The sequence below is a fragment of the Streptomyces sp. NPDC059002 genome (genome assembly GCF_042740435.1).
GTDB lineage: Bacteria > Actinomycetota > Actinomycetes > Streptomycetales > Streptomycetaceae > Streptomyces.
Genome location: NZ_JBHYJI010000059.1, coordinates 39,486 through 59,234, shown reverse-complemented (window position 1 = coordinate 59,234; position 19,749 = coordinate 39,486). Strand labels below are relative to the sequence as shown.

Annotated in this window: 15 protein-coding genes; 9 read left to right on the top strand and 6 right to left on the bottom strand. The window is 70.4% G+C overall.

Features of this window, described 5'->3' with window-relative positions; all coding sequences use genetic code 11:
* Positions 1-397: 397 nt before the first annotated feature.
* Both ACFWZ2_RS35310 and ptsP read left to right on the top strand, forming a co-directional pair.
* Positions 398-847, top strand: a complete 450-nt coding sequence (locus ACFWZ2_RS35310) for a PTS glucose transporter subunit IIA (protein WP_384552813.1) — start codon at positions 398-400, stop codon at positions 845-847.
* A 77-nt stretch (positions 848-924) separates the two neighbouring features.
* On the top strand, positions 925-2,595 hold the full coding sequence (ptsP, locus tag ACFWZ2_RS35305) for a phosphoenolpyruvate--protein phosphotransferase (protein ID WP_384552812.1): 1,671 nt from the start codon (positions 925-927) through the stop codon (positions 2,593-2,595).
* Positions 2,596-2,679: 84 nt separating this feature from the next.
* On the opposite strand, the gene ACFWZ2_RS35300 is transcribed toward ptsP, so the two are convergent.
* Both ACFWZ2_RS35300 and ACFWZ2_RS35295 read right to left on the bottom strand, forming a co-directional pair.
* Positions 2,680-3,573, bottom strand: a complete 894-nt coding sequence (locus ACFWZ2_RS35300; RefSeq protein ID WP_384552811.1) for a hypothetical protein — start codon at positions 3,571-3,573, stop codon at positions 2,680-2,682.
* An 84-nt stretch (positions 3,574-3,657) separates the two neighbouring features.
* Entirely contained in the window at positions 3,658-5,643 is a 1,986-nt protein-coding gene (locus tag ACFWZ2_RS35295) for an acetoacetate--CoA ligase (protein WP_384552810.1), read from the bottom strand.
* A gap of 215 nt (positions 5,644-5,858) precedes the next feature.
* On the opposite strand from ACFWZ2_RS35295, the gene ACFWZ2_RS35290 reads away from it, so the two are divergent.
* A complete protein-coding gene (locus ACFWZ2_RS35290; protein ID WP_384552808.1) occupies positions 5,859-8,222 on the top strand; it encodes a glycoside hydrolase family 31 protein in 2,364 nt (787 codons plus the stop codon).
* 52 nt (positions 8,223-8,274) lie between these two features.
* On the opposite strand, the gene ACFWZ2_RS35285 is transcribed toward ACFWZ2_RS35290, so the two are convergent.
* On the bottom strand, positions 8,275-8,805 hold the full coding sequence (locus tag ACFWZ2_RS35285; protein WP_384552806.1) for an NUDIX domain-containing protein: 531 nt from the start codon (positions 8,803-8,805) through the stop codon (positions 8,275-8,277).
* A 136-nt stretch (positions 8,806-8,941) separates the two neighbouring features.
* Here ACFWZ2_RS35285 and ACFWZ2_RS35280 point away from each other — a divergent pair, with 136 nt between their 5' ends.
* Positions 8,942-9,757: a M15 family metallopeptidase gene (locus tag ACFWZ2_RS35280; protein WP_384552804.1), complete on the top strand. Its 816-nt coding sequence runs from the start codon at positions 8,942-8,944 to the stop codon at positions 9,755-9,757.
* Between the two features lie 5 nt (positions 9,758-9,762).
* Here ACFWZ2_RS35280 and ACFWZ2_RS35275 read toward each other — a convergent pair whose 3' ends face one another.
* A complete protein-coding gene (locus ACFWZ2_RS35275; protein WP_384552817.1) occupies positions 9,763-10,605 on the bottom strand; it encodes a class I SAM-dependent methyltransferase in 843 nt (280 codons plus the stop codon).
* Positions 10,606-10,692: 87 nt separating this feature from the next.
* Between ACFWZ2_RS35275 and ACFWZ2_RS35270 the strand changes: the two genes are divergently transcribed.
* The 5 genes from ACFWZ2_RS35270 (at position 10,693) to glpK (ending at position 15,415) form a co-directional block, all read left to right on the top strand.
* Positions 10,693-10,905, top strand: a complete 213-nt coding sequence (locus ACFWZ2_RS35270) for a hypothetical protein (protein WP_384552802.1) — start codon at positions 10,693-10,695, stop codon at positions 10,903-10,905.
* Between the two features lie 181 nt (positions 10,906-11,086).
* Positions 11,087-11,533 carry a Zn-ribbon domain-containing OB-fold protein gene (locus ACFWZ2_RS35265; RefSeq protein WP_384552800.1) on the top strand — a complete coding sequence of 149 codons (447 nt, stop codon included), beginning with the start codon at positions 11,087-11,089 and terminating at the stop codon, positions 11,531-11,533.
* The gene (locus tag ACFWZ2_RS35260) at positions 11,530-12,720 is read left to right on the top strand and encodes a lipid-transfer protein (protein WP_384552799.1); all 1,191 of its coding nucleotides are present in this window, start codon (positions 11,530-11,532) and stop codon (positions 12,718-12,720) included. The genes ACFWZ2_RS35265 and ACFWZ2_RS35260 overlap by 4 nt, the downstream gene beginning before the upstream one ends.
* 396 nt (positions 12,721-13,116) lie before the next feature.
* Positions 13,117-13,872: an MIP/aquaporin family protein gene (locus ACFWZ2_RS35255; protein WP_384552797.1), complete on the top strand. Its 756-nt coding sequence runs from the start codon at positions 13,117-13,119 to the stop codon at positions 13,870-13,872.
* A 22-nt stretch (positions 13,873-13,894) separates the two neighbouring features.
* Complete coding sequence (glpK, locus tag ACFWZ2_RS35250) at positions 13,895-15,415, top strand: glycerol kinase GlpK (RefSeq protein ID WP_384552795.1); 1,521 nt, start codon at positions 13,895-13,897, stop codon at positions 15,413-15,415.
* Positions 15,416-15,491: 76 nt separating this feature from the next.
* Here the strand turns inward: glpK and ACFWZ2_RS35245 are convergent, their stop codons facing one another.
* Entirely contained in the window at positions 15,492-16,097 is a 606-nt protein-coding gene (locus tag ACFWZ2_RS35245) for an ATP/GTP-binding protein (protein ID WP_384552793.1), read from the bottom strand.
* Positions 16,078-19,740 carry a hydantoinase B/oxoprolinase family protein gene (locus tag ACFWZ2_RS35240; protein WP_384552792.1) on the bottom strand — a complete coding sequence of 1,221 codons (3,663 nt, stop codon included), beginning with the start codon at positions 19,738-19,740 and terminating at the stop codon, positions 16,078-16,080. The genes ACFWZ2_RS35245 and ACFWZ2_RS35240 overlap by 20 nt, the downstream gene beginning before the upstream one ends.
* Between the last annotated feature and the right edge of the window lie 9 nt (positions 19,741-19,749).

Here is a 19,749-nt window from a genome sequence, read left to right as displayed (position 1 = left end):
TCTTTCGTGTCCGATTTCCTCGGTGCCTTTCCGGTTCCCGCGCCAGCCTCTCGGCCTTCGCGTTTCCCTTTCCGGCGGTTCCGACTTTATCAGGTCCCAATCGACTCTCTGACCACGGTCACCGCAGACATGCGGAACCGGACCCAGCGATAGGATCTGACTTGAAGGATGCTGCCGAGACCGGACGTTTGAACCGCGTCCCACGGCCTCAGGCAGGAGTCCGACTGTACATCGGGCACCGGGCGGGCGCAAATCGTTTGTGCTGTGCCTCTACGTCCGCCAACCGGGACCTCTCGTGCGGAACCGGGACTTCTTATGACTTACCCTTCTGAACAGTGCGCCGTCCAGGACAGGTAGTGACGGCGGCTACGAATCTCCGCCCCCTGGGAGGCTTGCCATGACCAGCGTTTCGTCCCCGCTTGCAGGACGCGCCATTGGGCTCTCTGCTGTACCGGATCCCGTGTTCTCAGGCGCCATGGTTGGCCCTGGCACCGCCATCGATCCCGTGCGTGAGCCCTCCGAGGCCGTCTCTCCCGTGGACGGCATCGTCGTCTCTCTTCACCCCCACGCCTTCGTGGTGGTCGACGATCAGGGTCACGGCGTGCTGACGCACCTCGGCATCGACACCGTTCAGCTCAATGGCGAGGGCTTCGAGCTGCTCGTCAACAAGGGCGACACCGTACAGCGCGGCCAGGCCGTCGTGCGCTGGGACCCCGCTGCCGTCGAGGCCGCCGGCAAGTCCCCGGTGTGCCCGATCGTGGCGCTCGAGGCCACGGCCGAGTCCCTCTCCGATGTCGTCGAGGACGGCGAAGTGAAGGCCGGCGACGCTCTCTTCAGCTGGAAGTGACGTCATCGCCGTCGGTGACGGCAGGTAGGACAACCACCGCGACGGCAGGGCCCGTCGCACTATCGGAGACGGGTGAAATGGAGACAACGCTGCGAGGCGTCGGTGTGAGCCACGGTGTGGCGATCGGCGAGGTTCGGCACATGGGCACGGCTGTTCTCGAGCCGCCGGCCAAGCAGATTCCCGCGGAGGAGGCTGAGCGCGAACAGGGGCGCGCTCGCCAGGCCGTGGAAGCTGTGGCTGCCGACCTGAATGCGCGCGGCAATCTGGCCGGTGGCGAGGCACAGGCGGTGCTCGAGGCGCAGGCCATGATCGCCCAGGACCCGGAGCTGATGTCCGACGTCGACCGGCGCATCACCGTCGGCAGCACGGCCGAGCGCGCCGTGTACGACGCGTTCTCCCACTACCGCGAACTGCTGGCCGGTGCCGGTGAGTACATGGCCGGTCGTGTGGCGGACCTCGACGACGTGCGCAACCGCATCGTCGCGCGCCTGCTGGGCGTGCCGATGCCCGGTGTGCCCGACAGTGACCAGCCGTACGTCCTGATCGCGCGCGATCTGGCGCCTGCGGACACCGCGCTGCTCGACCCGGCTCTGGTGCTCGGCTTCGTCACCGAAGAGGGCGGTCCGACCAGCCACAGCGCGATCCTCGCGCGGGCTCTCGGGGTTCCGGCCGTCGTCGCGCTGCCGGGTGCCGGTGAGCTGGCCGAGGGCACCGTCGTCGCTGTCGACGGCAGCACCGGTGAGATCTTCGTGGAGCCGAGTGCCGAGAAGCGGGAGCAGCTCGAAGCCGCCGCTGCCGAGCGCAAGGCCGCGCTGGCCGCGTCGACCGGACCGGGTGCCACCTCCGACGGCCACAAGGTGCCGCTGCTCGCCAACGTCGGTGGTCCCGGCGATGTGCCGGCCGCGGTCGAAGCCGGTGCCGAGGGTGTGGGTCTGTTCCGTACCGAGTTCCTCTTCCTTGACGACAGCACCAAGGCGCCGTCCGAGGAGGCGCAGGTCGAGGCGTACCGCAAGGTGCTCGAGGCGTTCCCCGAGGGCCGTGTCGTCGTGCGTGTGCTCGACGCGGGTGCGGACAAGCCGCTGGACTTCCTGACTCCGGGCGACGAGCCGAACCCGGCGCTGGGCGTGCGGGGTCTGCGGTCGCTGCTGGAGCACCCCGAGGTGCTGCGTACCCAGCTGACCGCGCTGGCCAAGGCCGCCGAGGGGCTGCCGGTCTACCTCGAGGTCATGGCGCCGATGGTCGCGGACCGCACCGACGCCAAGGCGTTCGCCGACGCGTGCCGTGAGGCGGGGCTGCAGGCGAAGTTCGGCGCGATGGTGGAGATTCCGTCCGCCGCTCTGCGGGCGCGCTCGATCCTCCAGGAGGTCGAGTTCCTGTCGCTTGGCACCAACGACCTCGCGCAGTACGCCTTCGCGGCCGACCGTCAGGTGGGTGCCGTGTCCCGGCTGCAGGACCCGTGGCAGCCCGCGCTGCTCGACCTGGTCGCGCTGTCCGCCGAGGCGGCGAAGGCCGAGGGCAAGAGCTGTGGCGTGTGTGGTGAGGCCGCGTCCGACCCGCTGCTGGCCTGTGTGCTGACCGGTCTGGGTGTCACCTCGCTTTCCATGGGTGCCGCGTCCATTCCTTACGTGCGCGCGACGCTCGGCAAGTACACGCTGGCGCAGTGCGAGCGTGCGGCGTCCGCGGCCCGTGCCGCCGACACCGCCGAGGAGGCCCGCAAGGCCGCTCAGGCGGTGCTGTCCGGCGAGTAGTCGGGCTCGCTGTCCGGGCGCCGTGCGTCCGGGAGTTGCTCCGAGGGGCGTTCCACCGGTTTCGGTGGGACGCCCCTCGGGCGTTCAGTGCGTGTGTCCCCCTTCCGGTGCGTCGCCTTCCAGATCGGGTGCCGCGCAGTAGTCGACGCCGGATTCCGGGGAGACGAGCTCCCCCGAGATGGCGTCGGTGCAGTACGCGTCGAAGACTTCTGCCGCGGTGAGGGGTTGGAGTCGTCCGCCGCTCATGCGCCAGCCGTGGACGCGGTCGCGGTTGCCGTCGGCGCTGCAGCGCAGCACCATGCCGGCCGGGCGCTGGGTGGCGATGCCGACGGCGAGGACGGTGGTGAACTCCAGGGCCTCGGTCTCGTCGAGCCGGGTGTCGCCGTCAGGGTCGCTGTCGACGTGCAGGGCGGCGAGGAGGGTCTCGGGCTCGGTGGGCACGCTGCACACCAGGTGTCGGGTGCCGGGTCCTGCTGTCGCGAGGGCCCGGGTGATGAGCTCCGATGCGCGGACGAACGCGGCGCGTCCGATGTCTTCGCCGCAGGTGGCGCACGTGCCGGCGCGGGCGAGCACCACTGTCGCGTACTCCCAGGTGGCCTGTCGGACCGCCTCGTCGACGAGTTCGGGGACCAGGTCGGTCAGCGGCTGTCCCTCATAGGGAAGGGTGGCGCCGTCCGATGCCAGGGCGGCGGTGAAGCGGGTGCGGCTGCCTGGGGTGTCGGGGTCGAGGCCCGTCTCCGCGCAGTACTCCTCGTACTCCGCGGGGTCGAACAGGGCGACCGAGGTGTGTCCGCCCTGGGCGGCGAGGGTTCTGAGCAGGCCTTCGATCTGCTTGAGGTAGGTCTTGTGGTCGTCGAAGGTGAAGGTGCGGTAGCGACGCATCGCCGCGAAGTCCTCCTCATCGGCCAACAAGCCGATGGTTCCGGCGACTTCGCGGCGCAGTGCGCGTCGCATCGTGTCGTGTCGGGTGTGCGCCATGATTCCCCCTGCACTCGGTCGATCAATGCTCACTCACAGTAACGAGAGGCACTGACAACGGCCGCTGAGCTGCGGGGACGGGGGTCAGGAGCGCTTGCGGGCGATCTCCTCGTAGTGGCGCAGGAGGTCGAGGTCGTCGACCGAGCCGGGGTTGACCGCCTTGTCCAGCGGGGTTCCTTGCAGGAGTCGCTTGACGGGGACCTCGATGCGCTTGCCGGTGAGGGTGTGCGGGACGCCGGGGACCTCGATGATCTCGTCGGGGACGTGGCGCGGGGAGAGCTGCTCGCGGATGGTCCGCTTGATGCGGTCGCGCAGCGTGTCGTCGAGGGCGGCGCCGGGGGCGAGGTGGACGAAGAGCGGCATCCAGTAGCCGCCGTCGGGCTGTTCGACGCCGATGACGAGGGACTCGCGGATTTCCGGGAGGCGCTCGACGGCTTCGTAGATGTCGGCCGAGCCCATCCGGACGCCCTGGCGGTTGAGCGTGGAGTCGGAGCGGCCGTGGATGATCACCGAGCCTCGTGCGGTGAGGGTGATCCAGTCGCCGTGGCGCCAGACGCCGGGGTAGGTGTCGAAGTAGCTGTCGTGGTAGCGGGTGCCGTCCGGGTCGTTCCAGAAGTGGATGGGCATGGACGGCATGGGGTTGGTGACGACCAGTTCGCCGACCTCGTCGGTGAGCGGCTTGCCCTGGGGGTCCCAGGCCTGCAGGTCCGTGCCCAGGCAGGGGGCCTGGAGTTCGCCGATGTGGACGGGGAGCGTCGGGACGGCTCCCGCGAAGCAGGAGCAGACGTCCGTGCCGCCGCTGACGGAGGCCATCCACAGGCCGCCCGGCGTGTCCGCGAACTCGTCGTGCAGCCAGCGGAAGCCGTCGGGGGGCAGCGGGGAGCCGGTCGTGGCGACGCACTTGACCTTGGAGAGGTCGAAGTCGCGGGCCGGGTGGACGTCCGCCTTGCGGCAGGCCATGACGTAGGCGGCCGAGGTTCCGAAGAGGGTGGCTCCGGTGCGTTCGGCGATGCGCCACTGGGCGCCGGTGTCGGGGTAGCCGGGGCTGCCGTCGTACAGGACGATCGTGGTGCCCGTCAGGAGGCCGGAGACGAGGAAGTTCCACATCATCCAGCCGGTGGAGGTGTACCAGAAGAAGCGGTCGTCGGGGCCGAGGTCGCAGTGCAGGCCGAGTTGCTTGAGGTGCTCGACGAGGATGCCGCCCTGGGACTGGACGATCGCCTTGGGCAGGCCGGTGGTGCCGGAGGAGTAAAGCACCCACAAGGGGTGGTCGAAGGGCACCGGTTCGAAGGTGGGTGCCACGTCCGCCGAGGTCAGGGCCGACCATTCGAGGGCGCCTTCGGGGGCCTCGGTGCCGAGCAGCGGGATGTGGACGACCGCGCGGAGGCTGGGCAGTTCGGAGCGGAGTTCGGCGACGGTGTCGCGGCGGTCGTGCTCCTTGCCGCCGTAGCGGTAGCCGTCGACGGTGAAGAGCACCACCGGTTCGACCTGTTGGAAGCGGTCAAGGACGCTGCGGGCGCCGAAGTCGGGTGCGCAGGACGTCCATACGGCGCCGACGGCGGCCGTGGCCAGGAGGGCGACGACGGCCTGCGGGATGTTCGGCAGGTAGCCGCTGACCCGGTCACCGGGACGTACGCCCAAGGAACGCAGTTCCGCGGTCAGGGAGCCGACTTGGCGGCGCAGCTCGGCCCAGGTGACGGGGTGCGGCTCCTGGGTCTCGTCGACGTGGAGGAGGGCGGGGGTGTCCGCGCGCGCGGGGTCGTCGGCGGCACGCAGCGCGTGCTCGGCGTAGTTGAGGGTCGAGCCCGGGAACCACTCGGCGCCCGGCATGGACCGATCGGCGAGCACGCGCGTGCAGGGGGTCGAGAACCGGACGTCGAACCAGTCGGTGACGGCCTTCCAGAACGTCTCGAGGTCGGTCACCGACCACCGGTGCAACGCGGCGTAACCGCCGTCGGCGGGGGCTCCGTAGTGCTCAGCCGCCCATGCCTGGAACCGCGTGACCTGTGCGTCGGCGATCCTTTCCTGGCTCGGCTCCCAGAGCGGTGAGAGGTTCGCTGAGGACGTCATGGGGCGGCTCCCGGACTGTTACGCGTCGTATGCGTGCGAGGTGCGCACGGGCTGGGTGTGCGCGTGGCACGGCTGCCTCGGAGCCTGCCACGTGATCGACTTCCACACCAGGGTGTACCCCACACCGTCGGTATCCCGGGCATGTGTCGTCACCCCAGGTGAACGGCAGTTGAACGCAGCACACCTGCGGCGATTTCGGTGGCAGGGTGAGCAGCATGAACGGTCGTGACCTGGTGCGTTCGGTGAAGGCGGTCGGCATGGTCGGCACGGCGCAAGGGTTGCGCACGGTGCGCTCCTCGTGGCGCAGATGGCGTACGGACGCGGCGGGGCTCACCCCCCGGGGGCCCGAGCGCGCGCGGGTGCCGGGCCCTGTGACGGGCGTGGAGCCTGAGCCCGGTGGTGGTGTGGTGCGGTTCGCCCGGTCCGAGCTGCGGGTTCGGGTGACCGCGGGCGGGGCGGTCTTCTGGGGCTGGGACGGTACGGGGCCCGACCCGTCGTACGCGCTGGCCTGCGGGAGTCCTGAGCCCGATCCCCGTGCCGTCCTGGAGCCCGACAAGGAGGGGGGCTGGCGCGTCGTGTCGGAGCGGGCGACGGTGGTGGTCTCGCGGCACGGGGCCGTCGAACTGCGCACACCCGGCGGCATGATGCTGCGGCGTGATCTGCCGCCCCGCTGGTGGGAGCCGGTCGACGGGGGCGCGGCGCGGTGGGTGCAGCGCTCGGAGGTGACGGCGGATGCGCGGTTCTTCGGCCTCGGCGGGCGGGCCGGCGGGCCGCGGCTGCGGAACGGGACGTACCGGCTGTGGAACACCGATCCTGGTGGGGCGTTCGGGCCCGGGGACGATCCGCTGTACATCACCATGCCGGTGCAGATGGTGGTGGCCGACGCCGGTACGCATCTGGTCTTCCACGACAACACGTGGGAGGGCGAGGTGTCGGTGCACGAGGGCAAGGAGGGGGCGGGGTCCGGTCATGACAGGACCGGGTCGTGCGAGGTGCGGATGGACGGGGGGCCGCTGCGGTGCTGGGCGATGGTCGGCACTCCCGCGCGCGTGCTGCACACCTGGGCGTCGCTGACGGGTCCTCCGGCGCTGCCGCCTTCCTGGGCGCTCGGGCACCATCACGCGCGGTGGGGCTTCGGCAGTGAGCAGGAGGTGCGACGGATCGTCGCGGGCTATCAGGAGCGCGGGCTGCCCTTGGACGCCGTCCATCTGGACATCGACCACTACGACGCGCATCAGGTGTTCACCGTCGACAAGGAGCGGTTTCCCAAGTTGCCGCAGTTCGCCGACGAGTTGCGCAGGGACGGGATCCGGCTCGTCTCGATCGTCGACCCGGCGGTGAAGGCCGCGTCGGGGGTTCCGGTGTACGACAGCGGGGTGAGCGCCGACGCGTTCGTGCGGGACGCCGCGGGCCGGACCGTGCGGGGTGTCGTGTGGCCGGGTGAGGCGGTGTATCCGGATTTCACCGACCCACGCGCGCGTGAGTGGTGGGGCGGGCTCTACGAGGAGCGGCTGGAGCAGGGGTTCTCGGGGTTCTGGCACGACATGAACGAGCCGGTGTCGTTCGCCGCGTTCGGTGAGGCGACGCTGCCCCGTTCGGCGCGGCACTCCTTGGAGGGCGGCGGAGGAGATCATCGGGAGGCGCACAACGTGTACGGCCTGGCGATGGCCCGCGCCGGGTACGAGGGGCTGCGCGAGCTGCATCCCGAAGAGCGGCCCTTCTTGTTCTCGCGTTCCGGGTGGGCGGGAATGCAGCGCTACGGAGGGACGTGGTCCGGCGATGTGTCCACGGGCTGGCCGGGGCTGCGGGCTTCGCTGTCGCTGGTGTTGGGGCTCGGGCTGTGCGGAGTGCCGTACTCGGGCCCGGATGTGGGCGGGTTCGACGGCAGTCCTTCCCCGGAGCTGTATCTGCGGTGGTTCCAACTCGGCTCGTATCTGCCGCTGTTCCGTACGCATGCGGCGATGGGTGCCGGGCGGCGGGAGCCGTGGGAGTTCGGTGCGGACGTGCTCGAGCACGCGCGGGTGGCGCTCACCGAGCGCAGGAGGCTGCTGCCGTACTTCATGACGCTCGCCCATCTCGCGCGGCGCACGGGTGCCCCTTATGTGCGGCCCCTGTGGTGGGGCAGTCCGGAGGACCGCGCGTTGCGGGACTGCGAGGACGCGTTTCTGCTCGGTGACTCCTTGTTGGTCGCGCCCGCCCTGGAAAGCGGTGTGGAGCGGCGTTCGGTGCGGCTGCCGAGGGGGCGTTGGTACGACACGGCCACCGGGAAGGCGTACGAGGGGCCGGGGCAGGTCTGGGTCGACGCTCCGTTGTCGCGTGTTCCGGTGCTGGCGCGGGCGGGCACCGTGCTGCCGGTGCGGGGGTGCGACGGCGGTCTCGAACTGGAGGCGTGGGCGCCCGCCCAGGGGCGTACGGGCGGTGGTCTGGTGGTCGCCGACGCGGGTGACGGGTGGGCGCAGCCGGAGCTCGAGCGCTACACGACGCGGTGGAACGAGGGGCGTGTGGTCGTCGAGAGGGAGGGCGACGAGGGCTCGGGTGCGCCGGAGCGTCCCGTCGGGGTGCGTGGGCTGGCGGGCTGAGCTTCTTTCCGGGTCCCGGCGGCGGGCGAGGCCGCCGGGGGCATCGGAGGGCTCAGTACCGGCCCTCGAACCACGCTTGTGCAGCCAACGTGTGCAAGGGGAAGGCGAGTTCGGTGGGGCGGCGCAGGAGGTGCCAGCCTTCGGTCTCGTCCGTCGGTGCGGTGGGCGGCAGATCGGCGGCGGGGCGCTCGGGCAGGAGGCCGAACAGCAGGAGGTATCCGTCGGGGGCGCTCATCACGTCGACGAGGCGCACGTCGTGGCTCTCCGCGCCGATGCCGGTCTCTTCCTTGAGCTCACGGACGACCGCGTGCCGCCAGTCCTCTCTGTCGTCGATGAACCCTCCGGGCAGCGCGATGCCCCCGCGCGCGGGGGCGATGGTGCGGGTCACGACGACCAGGGCGGTGCCCTGGGTGTCGTACACGGGCTGGAGGGCCACCGCCACGGGCAGCGGATTGCGATAGGCCACCGCGCCACAGGTGACGCAGGTGCGGGGCCAGCCGGACAGCTCGCCTCCGTAGGGCGCTCCGCAGCTCGAACAGTGGGAGCCGGAAACGGAGTTGGCGGGGTGTGGGGATGCGGACACGCCGCGGACTGTATCGGATCCGCGATGCGCCGATTCCCCGGTGCCCCGGTTCGCCGATGCTCCGGTCCCCGGCGCAACGGTTCTCCAGCGCACCGGTCTTTCGCGGAGGGCCGCAATCCTGATAGATGCAGGGGTCATGACAGCACTCGTCCCCGCCCTGCGGAGAATCGCCGTCGCCGCCACCGCCGTGCTGGCCGTGGCCGCCGCCTCCCCCGCGCACGCCCAGACTCAGGCGAAGCCGGAGCCGAAGGCTCCCAAGGAGTTCGTCGCGCTGCGCGACGTCGACCCGACGATCATCCAGGAAATGCGCTACTTCACTCCGCACAACTTCGTGGGCGAGCCCATCGACGGCTACAAGAAGCCGATGTGCATCCTCACCGAGCCCGCGGCGAAGGCGCTGCACAAGGCCCAGCGGTCGCTGCTGCGCAAGGGCTACACCCTGAAGGTGTACGACTGCTACCGGCCGCAGCGGGCCGTCGATCACTTCGTGCGCTGGGCCGAGGACTTGGGCGACGAGCGCATGAAGGCGGAGTTCTATCCCCACGTCGACAAGTCGAGGCTGTTCGAGGACGGCTACATCGCGAAGAAGTCCGGGCACAGCCGCGGTTCGACGCTGGATCTGACGGTCGTACGGCTGCCGGCCAAGCCGACGCGTCCGTACGTCCCCGGGGAGCCGCTCACGCCGTGCTACGGCCCCAAGGAGCAGCGTTTCCCCGACAACTCCGTCGACATGGGCACGGGCTTCGACTGCTTCGACACCCTGTCGCACACGGACGACCCCCGCATCACGGGCCAGCAGCGCGCCAACCGCGACCTGCTGCGGAGCACCTTGGCCAAGGTGGGCTTCACCAATCTCCCTGAGGAGTGGTGGCACTTCACGCACAAGCCCGAGCTGTTCCCCGACACCTACTTCGACTTCCCCGTCTCGCGGAGGTCGCTGACGAACCGCTGACCGGCTCAGTCCTCGCGCCGCGCCGTCACCAGGTAGGCGGTGCCCAGCCAGCGGATGGCACCCCTGCTCACCGTTCGTTCGGGATGGTCACGCCACTGCCTGCTCCAACGGCGGACCAGCCGGTCCAGCGGCGGCACCAGGGGGGTCACGTCGTAGTAGACCGCGTCCTGCGGCGTCAGTCCGTTCTCACGCATCATGCGGCGGAGCCGGGCGAGGCGGATCGCCCTGATGCCGGATATGGCCGCGGCGTGCCGGGGCACGCCGAGCCGTCGTTCGACGCGGCCGAGCACACGCAGCAACGGCCAGTAGACGAACCATTCGACCAGGCGGTACGGGCTGAGCGGGTTGAGCATCGTCACCACGGCCAGGCCACCGGGTCGCAGCACGCGGGCGATCTCACGCAGTCCGTGGTCGGCGTCGGCGTACTCCAGGACGCCCATCGCGACGACGACATCGAAGTGCTTGCTGGGAAAGGGCATCTCCTCGATACGTGCCGTGATCAGCTCGACGTCGTCGTAGCCCTTCGTTCGAGCGGTCGCGGCGTCAATCATTGCCTGGAACCGGTCGCATCCGGTGATCTGGAATTCCCCGGGGCGGGTGTCGAGAAGGTACCGCACCAGCATGCCGGGACCGCACCCCACGTCCAGCAGACGACCGCGTGGACCGGCGCGCAGTGTTGCGTCGACCACGTGCAGCCGGGAGCGGAAATACCGTGCCGCGGGCCGCCAGCCCTCGTATCCCGCGGCACAACGAGTCGCGTCGTCAGGGGTCAGGTACTGCGCGGCAATGGCTGCGTCACGTGCCGGACTTCGGGCATCACGGCTCTTCCACGCAATCCTGGAAGACATCATCACGGCCCCCTTCAGCGCCCGACTTTTGTCCCCCCGCCGCCAACCGTGGTGGATGCAGAGCGTGATCGCAATATGGTGCATCTCATGTGGCCGATGACCCATTCAGGAACATCGACATTGCGAATGCGTCATTCGGAATGGAATTTAAATCCGGCCGAAAGGATCTGCGCCGAACTGGATCGCCGCACCTTGGCCAACCTCGCCGTTTGCGGCCTGGATCGACTCATCAGCGCGATGAATCACGGCCTGAAGCGGCCGCCGCATCGCGGATGGCGTTTCGGCGCGACGAGAGGGTGACCGGGGCCACCCCCGTCGGTCCCGGACACCCTCTCCGATACTCGGACGCAAAAGTGGCGCATTTGGTTCTCACCCCCCGGTTCGCGCTTCCGCTCCGTACGTCCGGCTTCGCACCCCTGACGGAATCCGGTTGCCCGTGGCACACTTCTGACGTTCCGTCAGATCCAGCCGTGGAGGAACCTTGTCGCGTACGAACACACCCGTAGTGGCCAACTGGTTCACCGGGGAGGGTGCGGACTTCCGTCTGCTGGGCACGCGCTGCTCGGCGTGCACGGCCGTCTTCTTCCCCCGCGAGGACGGCTTCTGCCGCAATCCCGGCTGTGCGGGCGGGGAGCTGGTGGAGGTGCCGCTGTCCCGGCGCGGTCGGATCTGGTCGTACACGGACGGCCGCTATCGCCCGCCCGCACCTTATGTCTCCGACCCGGAACTTCCGTGGCAGCCCTACGCGTTGATCGCTGTGGAGCTCGAGACGGAGCGCATGGTGGTGCTGGGGCAGGGGGTGCCCGGGCTCTCCGTCGCCGATCTGGAGGTCGGCATGGAGGTGGAGGTCGTCCCCGGCGTGCTCAGCGAGGACGACGAGACGACCTGGACGACGTGGCACTGGCGACCTGTGGGGGTGGGCGCATGAGCGGCGAGGTGGCGGTCCTCGGGGCGGGGATGCACCCCTGGGGCAAGTGGGGGCGGTCCTTCGTCGAGTACGGCACGGCGGCGGCCAGGGCCGCGCTGGCCGACGCCGGGGTGGACTGGCGCAGCGTGGACTCGATCGTCGGCGCGGACACGGTGCGGGGCGGATATCCCGGGTACGTCGCCGGGGCCACCTTCGCCAAGGCGCTCGGCTGGCAGGGAGCGCGCGTGGCGAGTGTGTACGCGGCGTGCGCGTCCGGGGCGCAGGCCATCAACACGGCGCGTGCGCAGATCCTTTCGGGCCTCGCCGACGTCGTCCTGGTGGTCGGGGCCGACGCGGCACCCAAGGGGTTCTTCCGGCCCGCGGGCGGCGACCGGCCCGATGATCCGGACTGGCTGCGGTTCCGCGTCCTGGGCGCGACCAACCCCGCGTACTTCGGGCTCTACGCGCGCCGCCGGATGGCCGTGCACGGGGACACGCTGGAGGACTTCGCCCTGGTCAAGGTGAAGAACGCGGCCGCGGGCGCACTCAATCCGAACGCGCGCTACCGCAAGGAGGTCACCGCCGACGAGGTCGCCGCGTCGGCCGTCGTGGCCGACCCGCTGCGGCTGCTCGACATCTGTGCCACCTCGGACGGGGCCGCGGCCCTGGTGCTTTCCAGCATGGAGTTCGCCCGGCGGCACGGGGCCACCGATCCGGTACGCGTGCGTGCCGTGTCCACGGTCACCCCGACGTATCCACGGACCGTGCTCGACCTGCCCGACATCGCCACGGACTCCGCGGCCGCCGTGGAGCCGGGCGGTGAGGCGTTCCGTGCCTCCATCGCGCGGGCCGCGTACGAAGAGGCGGGCATCGGCCCCGAGGACATATCCGTGGCGGAGGTGTACGACCTGTCCACCGCGCTGGAGTTGCAGTGGTACGAGGACCTGGGGCTCTGCGGCGAGGGCGAGGGGGCCAAGCTGCTCCGGGAGGGGGCGACCTCGCCGGGCGGGCGGACCCCGGTCAACCCCAGCGGAGGGCTCGCGTCCTTCGGGGAGGCCGTGCCGGCCCAGGCGATCGCCCAGGTGTGCGAGCTGACCTGGCAGTTGAGGGGTACGGCAGGGGCGCGTCAGGTCGAAGGGGCGCGCGTGGGGATCAGTGCGAACCAAGGTCTCTTCGGGCACGGGTCGTCCGTCATAGCGGTGCGCTGAGCCCGTTCGCAAGGTCGCGGACCGCTCACCACGGTTGCGCCACAGGAAGACGTCGCACCGGTTAACCGTTGCCGTCCGCGACCTTGACGCTCCATCACCACCGGTGAACACTTCCGGGTGTCAGTCGGCGTCGCCGCACCTCGGCTCCGCGGCGCTCAGGGCCTCTGCCAGAGCCTCTGCGCGTGCGAAGGGTCTGCACGAAGGGCCTGCTCAACGGGTCATCCCCCATGGGCGATTCGACTGCGACGGCACGCTCGTCATGGACGCCGGGCGGGGCGCGGGAGACTCCCTGCCTTGGGCTGCATCAGCCGGGCGTATCCAGGCAGTAGTCGTGGGAAACGCACCCTGCACGGAGTACCGGGGCGTACGGCCCCGGGCGAGGGCCTAGGAGCCGCCATGTACTCGAATGGGGACATCTTCGTCGGTGAGGTCATCGGCACCGCGATCCTGATTCTGCTCGGCGCCGGCGTGTGCGCCGCCGTCACACTCAGCCACTCGAAGGCGAAGGCCTCCGGATGGGTCGTCATCGCCTTCGGATGGGGCTTCGGCGTGCTCGCCGGCGCGTACACCGCGGGCCCGCTGTCCGGCGGTCACCTCAACCCCGCCGTCACACTCGGCATCGCCATCGACACCGACAAATGGGACAAGGTCTGGATCTATCTGCTCGGGCAGATGGTCGGCGCGATGCTCGGCGCCGTACTCGCGTACCTCGTGTATCTGGCGCAGTTCAACGCCAATGTCACGCGGGGCGCGAAGGGCGACTCGGAGGGCGTGCACGAACCGACACCGACGCTCGGCATCTTCTCCACCATCCCGGAGATCCGTAACCCGGTCGCCAACCTCATCACCGAGGTCATCGCGACCGTCGCGCTGGTGCTGCCGATCCTCGCCTTCGGTCTCACCAAGGGCCTCGGCGAGTCCGGCACGCAGACGCTGATCGTGGCCTTCCTGGTCGTCGGCATCGGCCTCTCCCTCGGTGGCCCCACGGGGTACGCGATCAACCCGGCGCGCGACCTCGGTCCGCGCATCGTGCACACCTTCCTGCCGATCCCCAACAAGGGGACGTCCGACTGGAGTTACGCCTGGATCCCGGTGGCCGGACCGTTGATCGGCGGAGCCCTCGCGGGTCTCATCTACAACGCAGCCTTCTGAGTCTTCTCGTCAAGGGGTAGCCATGCCGGACAGCTCCGAGAAATTCGTCGCCGCGATCGATCAGGGCACCACATCGAGCCGCTGCATCATCTTCAACCAGGACGGCGCGATCGTCGCCGTGGACCAGCGCGAGCACCGCCAGATCTTCCCCAAGCCGGGCTGGGTGGAGCACGACGCCACCGAGATCTGGTCCAAGGTGCAGGCGGTGGTCGCGGGGGCGATCGCCAAGGCCGGGCTCCGCGCCGACCAGGTGAGCGCGCTCGGCATCACCAACCAGCGCGAGACGACCGTCCTGTGGGACCGCGCCACGGGCAAACCCGTGCACAACGCCATCGTCTGGCAGGACACCCGCACCTCGGCGCTCTGCAACGACCTTGGCGGCGCGGACGGCCAGGACCGCTTCCGGGAGCGGACGGGGCTGCCGCTCGCGAGCTACTTCTCCGGGCCCAAGGCGGCCTGGCTGCTCGACAACGTGCCGGGGCTCAGGGCTCGTGCCGAGCGCGGCGAGATCGCCTTCGGCACCATCGACTCCTGGCTGATCTGGAACCTCACGGGCGGCGTCGACGGCGGCAGGCACGTCACCGACGTCACCAACGCGGGCCGCACCATGCTGATGAACCTGGAGACGCTCCAGTGGGACCAGTCAATCCTGTCGGCGATGAACGTCCCCGAGGCGGTCCTGCCGGAGATCAGGTCGTCGGCCGAGGTGTACGGCGATGCGGTGGGGCAGCTCTCCGGAGTGCCCGTCGCGTCCGCGCTCGGCGACCAGCAGGCGGCCGTCTTCGGGCAGGCCTGCTACGACACGGGGACGGCGAAGAACACCTATGGCACGGGCAGCTTCCTGCTGCTCAACACCGGTAACCGGCCCGTGCCTTCGAAGAGCGGCCTGCTGACCACCATGGGCTACAAGATCGGCTCCGAGGCGCCCGTGTACTGCCTGGAGGGGTCGATCGCGATCACCGGCGCCCTGGTGCAGTGGTTCCGCGATCAGCTCGGCATCATCCGCAGCGCGGACGAGATCGAGACCCTCGCGGCGAGTGTGGACGACAACGGCGGCGCGTACATCGTGCCCGCGTTCTCCGGTCTCTTCGCCCCCTACTGGCGCTCCGACGCGCGGGGCGTCGTCACCGGTCTCACCCGGTACGTCACCAAGGGGCATCTGGCCCGCGCGGTCCTGGAGGCGACCAGCTGGCAGACGCGTGAGGTCGTCGACGCCATGTACCAGGACTCCGGGGTGCGCATCACCACCCTGAAGGTGGACGGCGGGATGACCAAGAACAACCTCCTGATGCAGCACCAGGCGGACGTTCTCGGTGTGCCGGTGATCCGGCCCAAGGTCTCCGAGACCACCTGTCTGGGCGCCGCGTACGCGGCCGGGCTCGCGACCGGCGTGTGGAACGACCTCGACGAGCTCAAGGCGCACTGGCAGCAGGACGTCGAGTGGACACCGCAGATGGACGCCGAGTCGCGGGAGCGCGAGTACCACAACTGGCACAAGGCGGTGGAGCGGAGCTTCGGCTGGCTGGAGGACGGAGAGGGCTGAGCCGGGCACGAACTGCGGCCCGTACCCCGGTCGGCGGGGGTACGGGCCCGTGGGCCCGCCCACCAGGGGCCTGCTGCTAGGTGGTCGCGGGCGCCCTGGCCGCCGCGGCCGCCGCCATCGCGTGTTCGACGACGCCGATGAGGACGTCCTTGACGGACTCGCGGTCCCGCGCGTCGCACAGGACGACGGGCACTCCGGAGTCGAGGTCGAGGGCCTGGCGCACGGCGTCGGCGGGGTAACGGGTGGCGCCCTCGAAGCAGTTGACGCCGACGACGAAGGGTATGGAGCGCCGCTCGAAGTAGTCGACGGCCGCGAAGCAGTCCTCCAGGCGGCGTGTGTCGGCGAGGACCACGGCGCCGAGCGCCCCGGTCGCCAGCTCGTCCCAGAGGAACCAGAAGCGGTCCTGGCCCGGGGTGCCGAAGAGGTACAGGACCAGGTCCTCGCGGAGCGTGATGCGGCCGAAGTCCATGGCCACGGTGGTGGTGTGCTTGCCTGCCACGCCCCGCGTGTCGTCGATGGGACGGCCCGCCTCGCTGAGGTTCTCCTCGGTGCGCAGCGGCTTGATCTCGCTGACCGCGCCGACCAGGGTCGTCTTGCCGACGCCGAAGCCGCCCGCCACCAGGATCTTCAGCGTCACCGGCTCGACGGGGGCCTTGCCGCGCTCAGAACGCCTGAAGATCATCGCTCACTTCTCCTGGATCAGTGGTGTCGCGCGGGGCCGGTCCGTATCCGCCGCCGCCGGGGGTTTCGATCACGAGTACGTCGCCGGGGCGCAGGTCGGCCGAGTCGCTGCCCCCCAGCTCCAGGACGCTGCCGTCCGCGCGCTCCACGCGATTGGCTCCGAGCGCGCCGTCGGCGCCGCCCACCATGCCGTACGGCGCGACCCTGCGGTGCTGCGACAGGGTGGACACCGTCACCGGCTCACGGAAGCGGATGCGGCGCACGGCCCCGTCCCCGCCGCGCCACCTCCCGCCGCCGCCGCTGCCCGTCCTGACCGCGAACTCCTCCAGGAGGACGGGCAGCCGCCACTCCAGGACTTCGGGGTCGGTGAGCCGCGAGTTGGTCATGTGGGTCTGTACGACGGGTGCGCCGTCGAAGCCGTCGCCCGCTCCGGAGCCCGATGCCACCGTCTCGTAGTACTGGTGGCGTTCGTTGCCGAAGGTGACGTTGTTCATCGTGCCGGAGCCCTCCGCCTGGACGCCGAGAGCGGCGTAGAGGGCGCCGGTGATCGCCTGTGAGGTCTCCACGTTGCCCGCGACGACGGCCGCGGGCGGTTCGGGCGCGAGCAGGGAGCCGGGCGGCACGATGATGCGCAGGGGGCGCAGGCAGCCGTCGTTGAGCGGGATGTCGTCGGCGACGAGTGTGCGGAAGACGTACAGGACCGCGGCGTTGACCACCGCGAAGGGTGCGTTGAAGTTGGTGGCGAGCTGGGCCGACGTGCCGGTGAAGTCGACGGTGGCGGTGCGTTCCTCGCGGTCCACGGTGACCCGGACGCGGATCGTGGCCCCCGAGTCGGTTTGATAGCCGAACTCGCCCTCTTCAAGGACGTCGATGACGCGGCGTACGGCTTCTTCGGCGTTGTCCTGGACGTGCTTCATATACGCCTGGACGACGTCGAGGCCGAAGTTGTCGATCATGCGGGCGACTTCGTCTACGCCCTTCTGGTTGGCGGCGATCTGGGCGCGCAGGTCCGCGAGGTTGGTGTCCGGGTTGCGCGAGGGGTAGGGGGCGCCGGTGAGCAGGTCGCGGGTCTCGGACTCGCGGAAACGGCCGCCTTCTACAAGAAGCCAGTTGTCGAAGAGGATGCCCTCCTCGTCGATGGTGCGGCTGCCCGCGGGCATGGAGCCGGGGGCGATGCCTCCGATCTCCGCGTGATGGCCCCGTGAGGCCACGTAGAACAGGATCCGCCGCTCCGGACTGCCGTGCCCCCCGGGCCTGTCGAAGACCGGGGTGATGACGGTGACGTCGGGGAGGTGGGTGCCGCCGTGGTACGGGTCGTTGACCGCGTAGCTGTCCCCCGGGCGCATGCTGGAGCCCCGGCGCTCGATGACCTCCTTGACGCTGGTGCCCATCGAGCCGAGGTGCACGGGAATGTGCGGGGCGTTGGCGACGAGGTTGCCGTCGGGGTCGAAGAGCGCGCAGGAGAAGTCGAGCCGCTCCTTGATGTTCACCGACTGGGCCGTGGACTCCAGGCGGGCGCCCATCTGTTCGGCGATGGACATGAAGAGGTTGTTGAAGACCTCCAGGAGGACCGGGTCGGCCGCGGTGCTCGCGGTGGAACCCGCGGGCTCCGCCACGCGTTCCATGATCAGGTGTCCGGCGTCCGTCATGGCCGCCTGCCAGCCCTCGTCCACGACCGTCGTGGCGCTGGCCTCGGTGATGATGGCGGGCCCCGTGACGGTCTCGCCGGGCGGCAGTTCCTCGCGGCGGTGCAGGAGTACGTCGCGCCAGGTGCCGCCCGTGTGCAGCCGCACGGTCCGCGCGGTCCCGCCCTGGCCCGGGCCGCCCGCGAGCGCGGACAGGTCGGGGGGTTCGGTGAGCCCGGTGGCCTCCACGGAGAGTGCTTCCACGACGACGGGCCGGTCCAGGGTGAAGGAGTAGGTGGCGCGGTGGCGTTCCTCGAAGGCGCGGAGCATGGCGTCCGGCTCCGTGAGTTCCACGGTGAGGGCGGTGTCCGTGCCGTCGTAGCGCAGTTGGGCGCGGCGGGTGACGCGGATGCGCTCCGCGGGCACGTCCTCGGCGAGGAGTTCATCGCGGGCGGCGCTCTCCAGGTCGGCGGCGGTCTTGTGGACCTGGGGCATGGACGACGCCTCCAGGGGCGCCTCCACGGACTGCTCGCGCATCGCCGTCGTGTCGGCGAGTCCGATGCCGAGGGCGGAGAGCACACCGGCCATCGGCGGCACCAGGACGGTGCGGATGCCGAGCGAGTCGGCGACCATGCACGCGTGCTGGCCGCCCGCGCCGCCGAACGTGGTGAGGGCGTAGCGGGTGACGTCGTGGCCCTTCTGGACCGAGATGCGCTTGACGGCACCCGCGATGTTGGCGACCGCGATCCGCAGATAGCCCTCGGCGACCTGCTCGGGCGTGCGGTCGTCGCCGGTCGCGTCGCGGATCTCGCGGGCGAGGGCGGTGAAGCGGTCGTGGACGAGCGCGGCGTCCAGGGGCTGGTCGCCGTCCGGGCCGAACACCTCGGGGAAGTGGGCGGGTTGGACGCGGCCGAGGGCGACGTTGGCGTCGGTGACGGTGAGCGGGCCGCCGCCCCGGTAGCTCGCGGGGCCGGGGTCCGCGCCCGCGGAGTCGGGGCCCACGCGGTAGCGGCTGCCATCGAAGTGGAGGACGGAGCCGCCGCCCGCCGCGACGGTGTGGATGTCCAGCATCGGGGCGCGCAGGCGCACCCCCGCGAGCTGCGTCGTGAAGACCCTTTCGTATTCGCCCGCGTAGTGCGACACGTCCGTGGACGTGCCTCCCATGTCGAAGCCGATGACGCGGTCGAAGCCGGCCAGGCGCGACATGCGGGCCATGCCCACGATGCCGCCCGCGGGCCCGGACAGGATCGCGTCCTTGCCGCGGAACTGGCCCGCCTCGGCGAGACCGCCGTTCGACTGCATGAACATCAGCCGTACGCCGTGGAGTTCATCGGCGACGTGCTGGACGTAGCGGCGCAGGACCGGCGAGAGATACGCGTCGACGACCGCGGTGTCGCCGCGCGGGACGAGCTTCATCAGCGGGCTGACCTCGCTGGAGAGCGAGACCTGCGGGAAGCCGGTGCGGACGGCGAGCTTGCCGATCGCCTGTTCGTGGGCGGGATACAGATGACTGTGCATGCAGACGACGGCCACGGACCGGATCCCGTCGTCGAAGGCCTCCTTCAGGGGCCCGGCGAGCCGGTCGAGGTCGGGTTCACGCAGCACGGCGCCGTCCGCGGCGACCCGTTCGTCGACCTCGATGACCCGGTCGTAGAGGAGTTCGGGCAGGACGATCTCGCGGGCGAAGATCTGCGGGCGGTTCTGATAGGCGATGCGCAGGGCGTCGCGGAAGCCGCGGGTGATGACCAGGGCCGTGCGCTCGCCCTTGCGCTCCAGGAGGGCGTTGGTGGCGACGGTGGTGCCCATGCGGACGGTGTCGACGGGCGGCGCTGCGTGCGGTTCTTCGGGTGTGTCGGCTGCCTCGGCGAGGAGTTCGCGGATCCCCGCGACGGCCGCGTCCCGGTAGCGCGCGGGGTTGTCCGAGAGGAGTTTGTGCGTGAGCAGGCGGCCGTCCGGATGCCGCGCGACGATGTCGGTGAAGGTGCCGCCCCTGTCGACCCAGAACTGCCAGCCAGTCACGTTCCCACT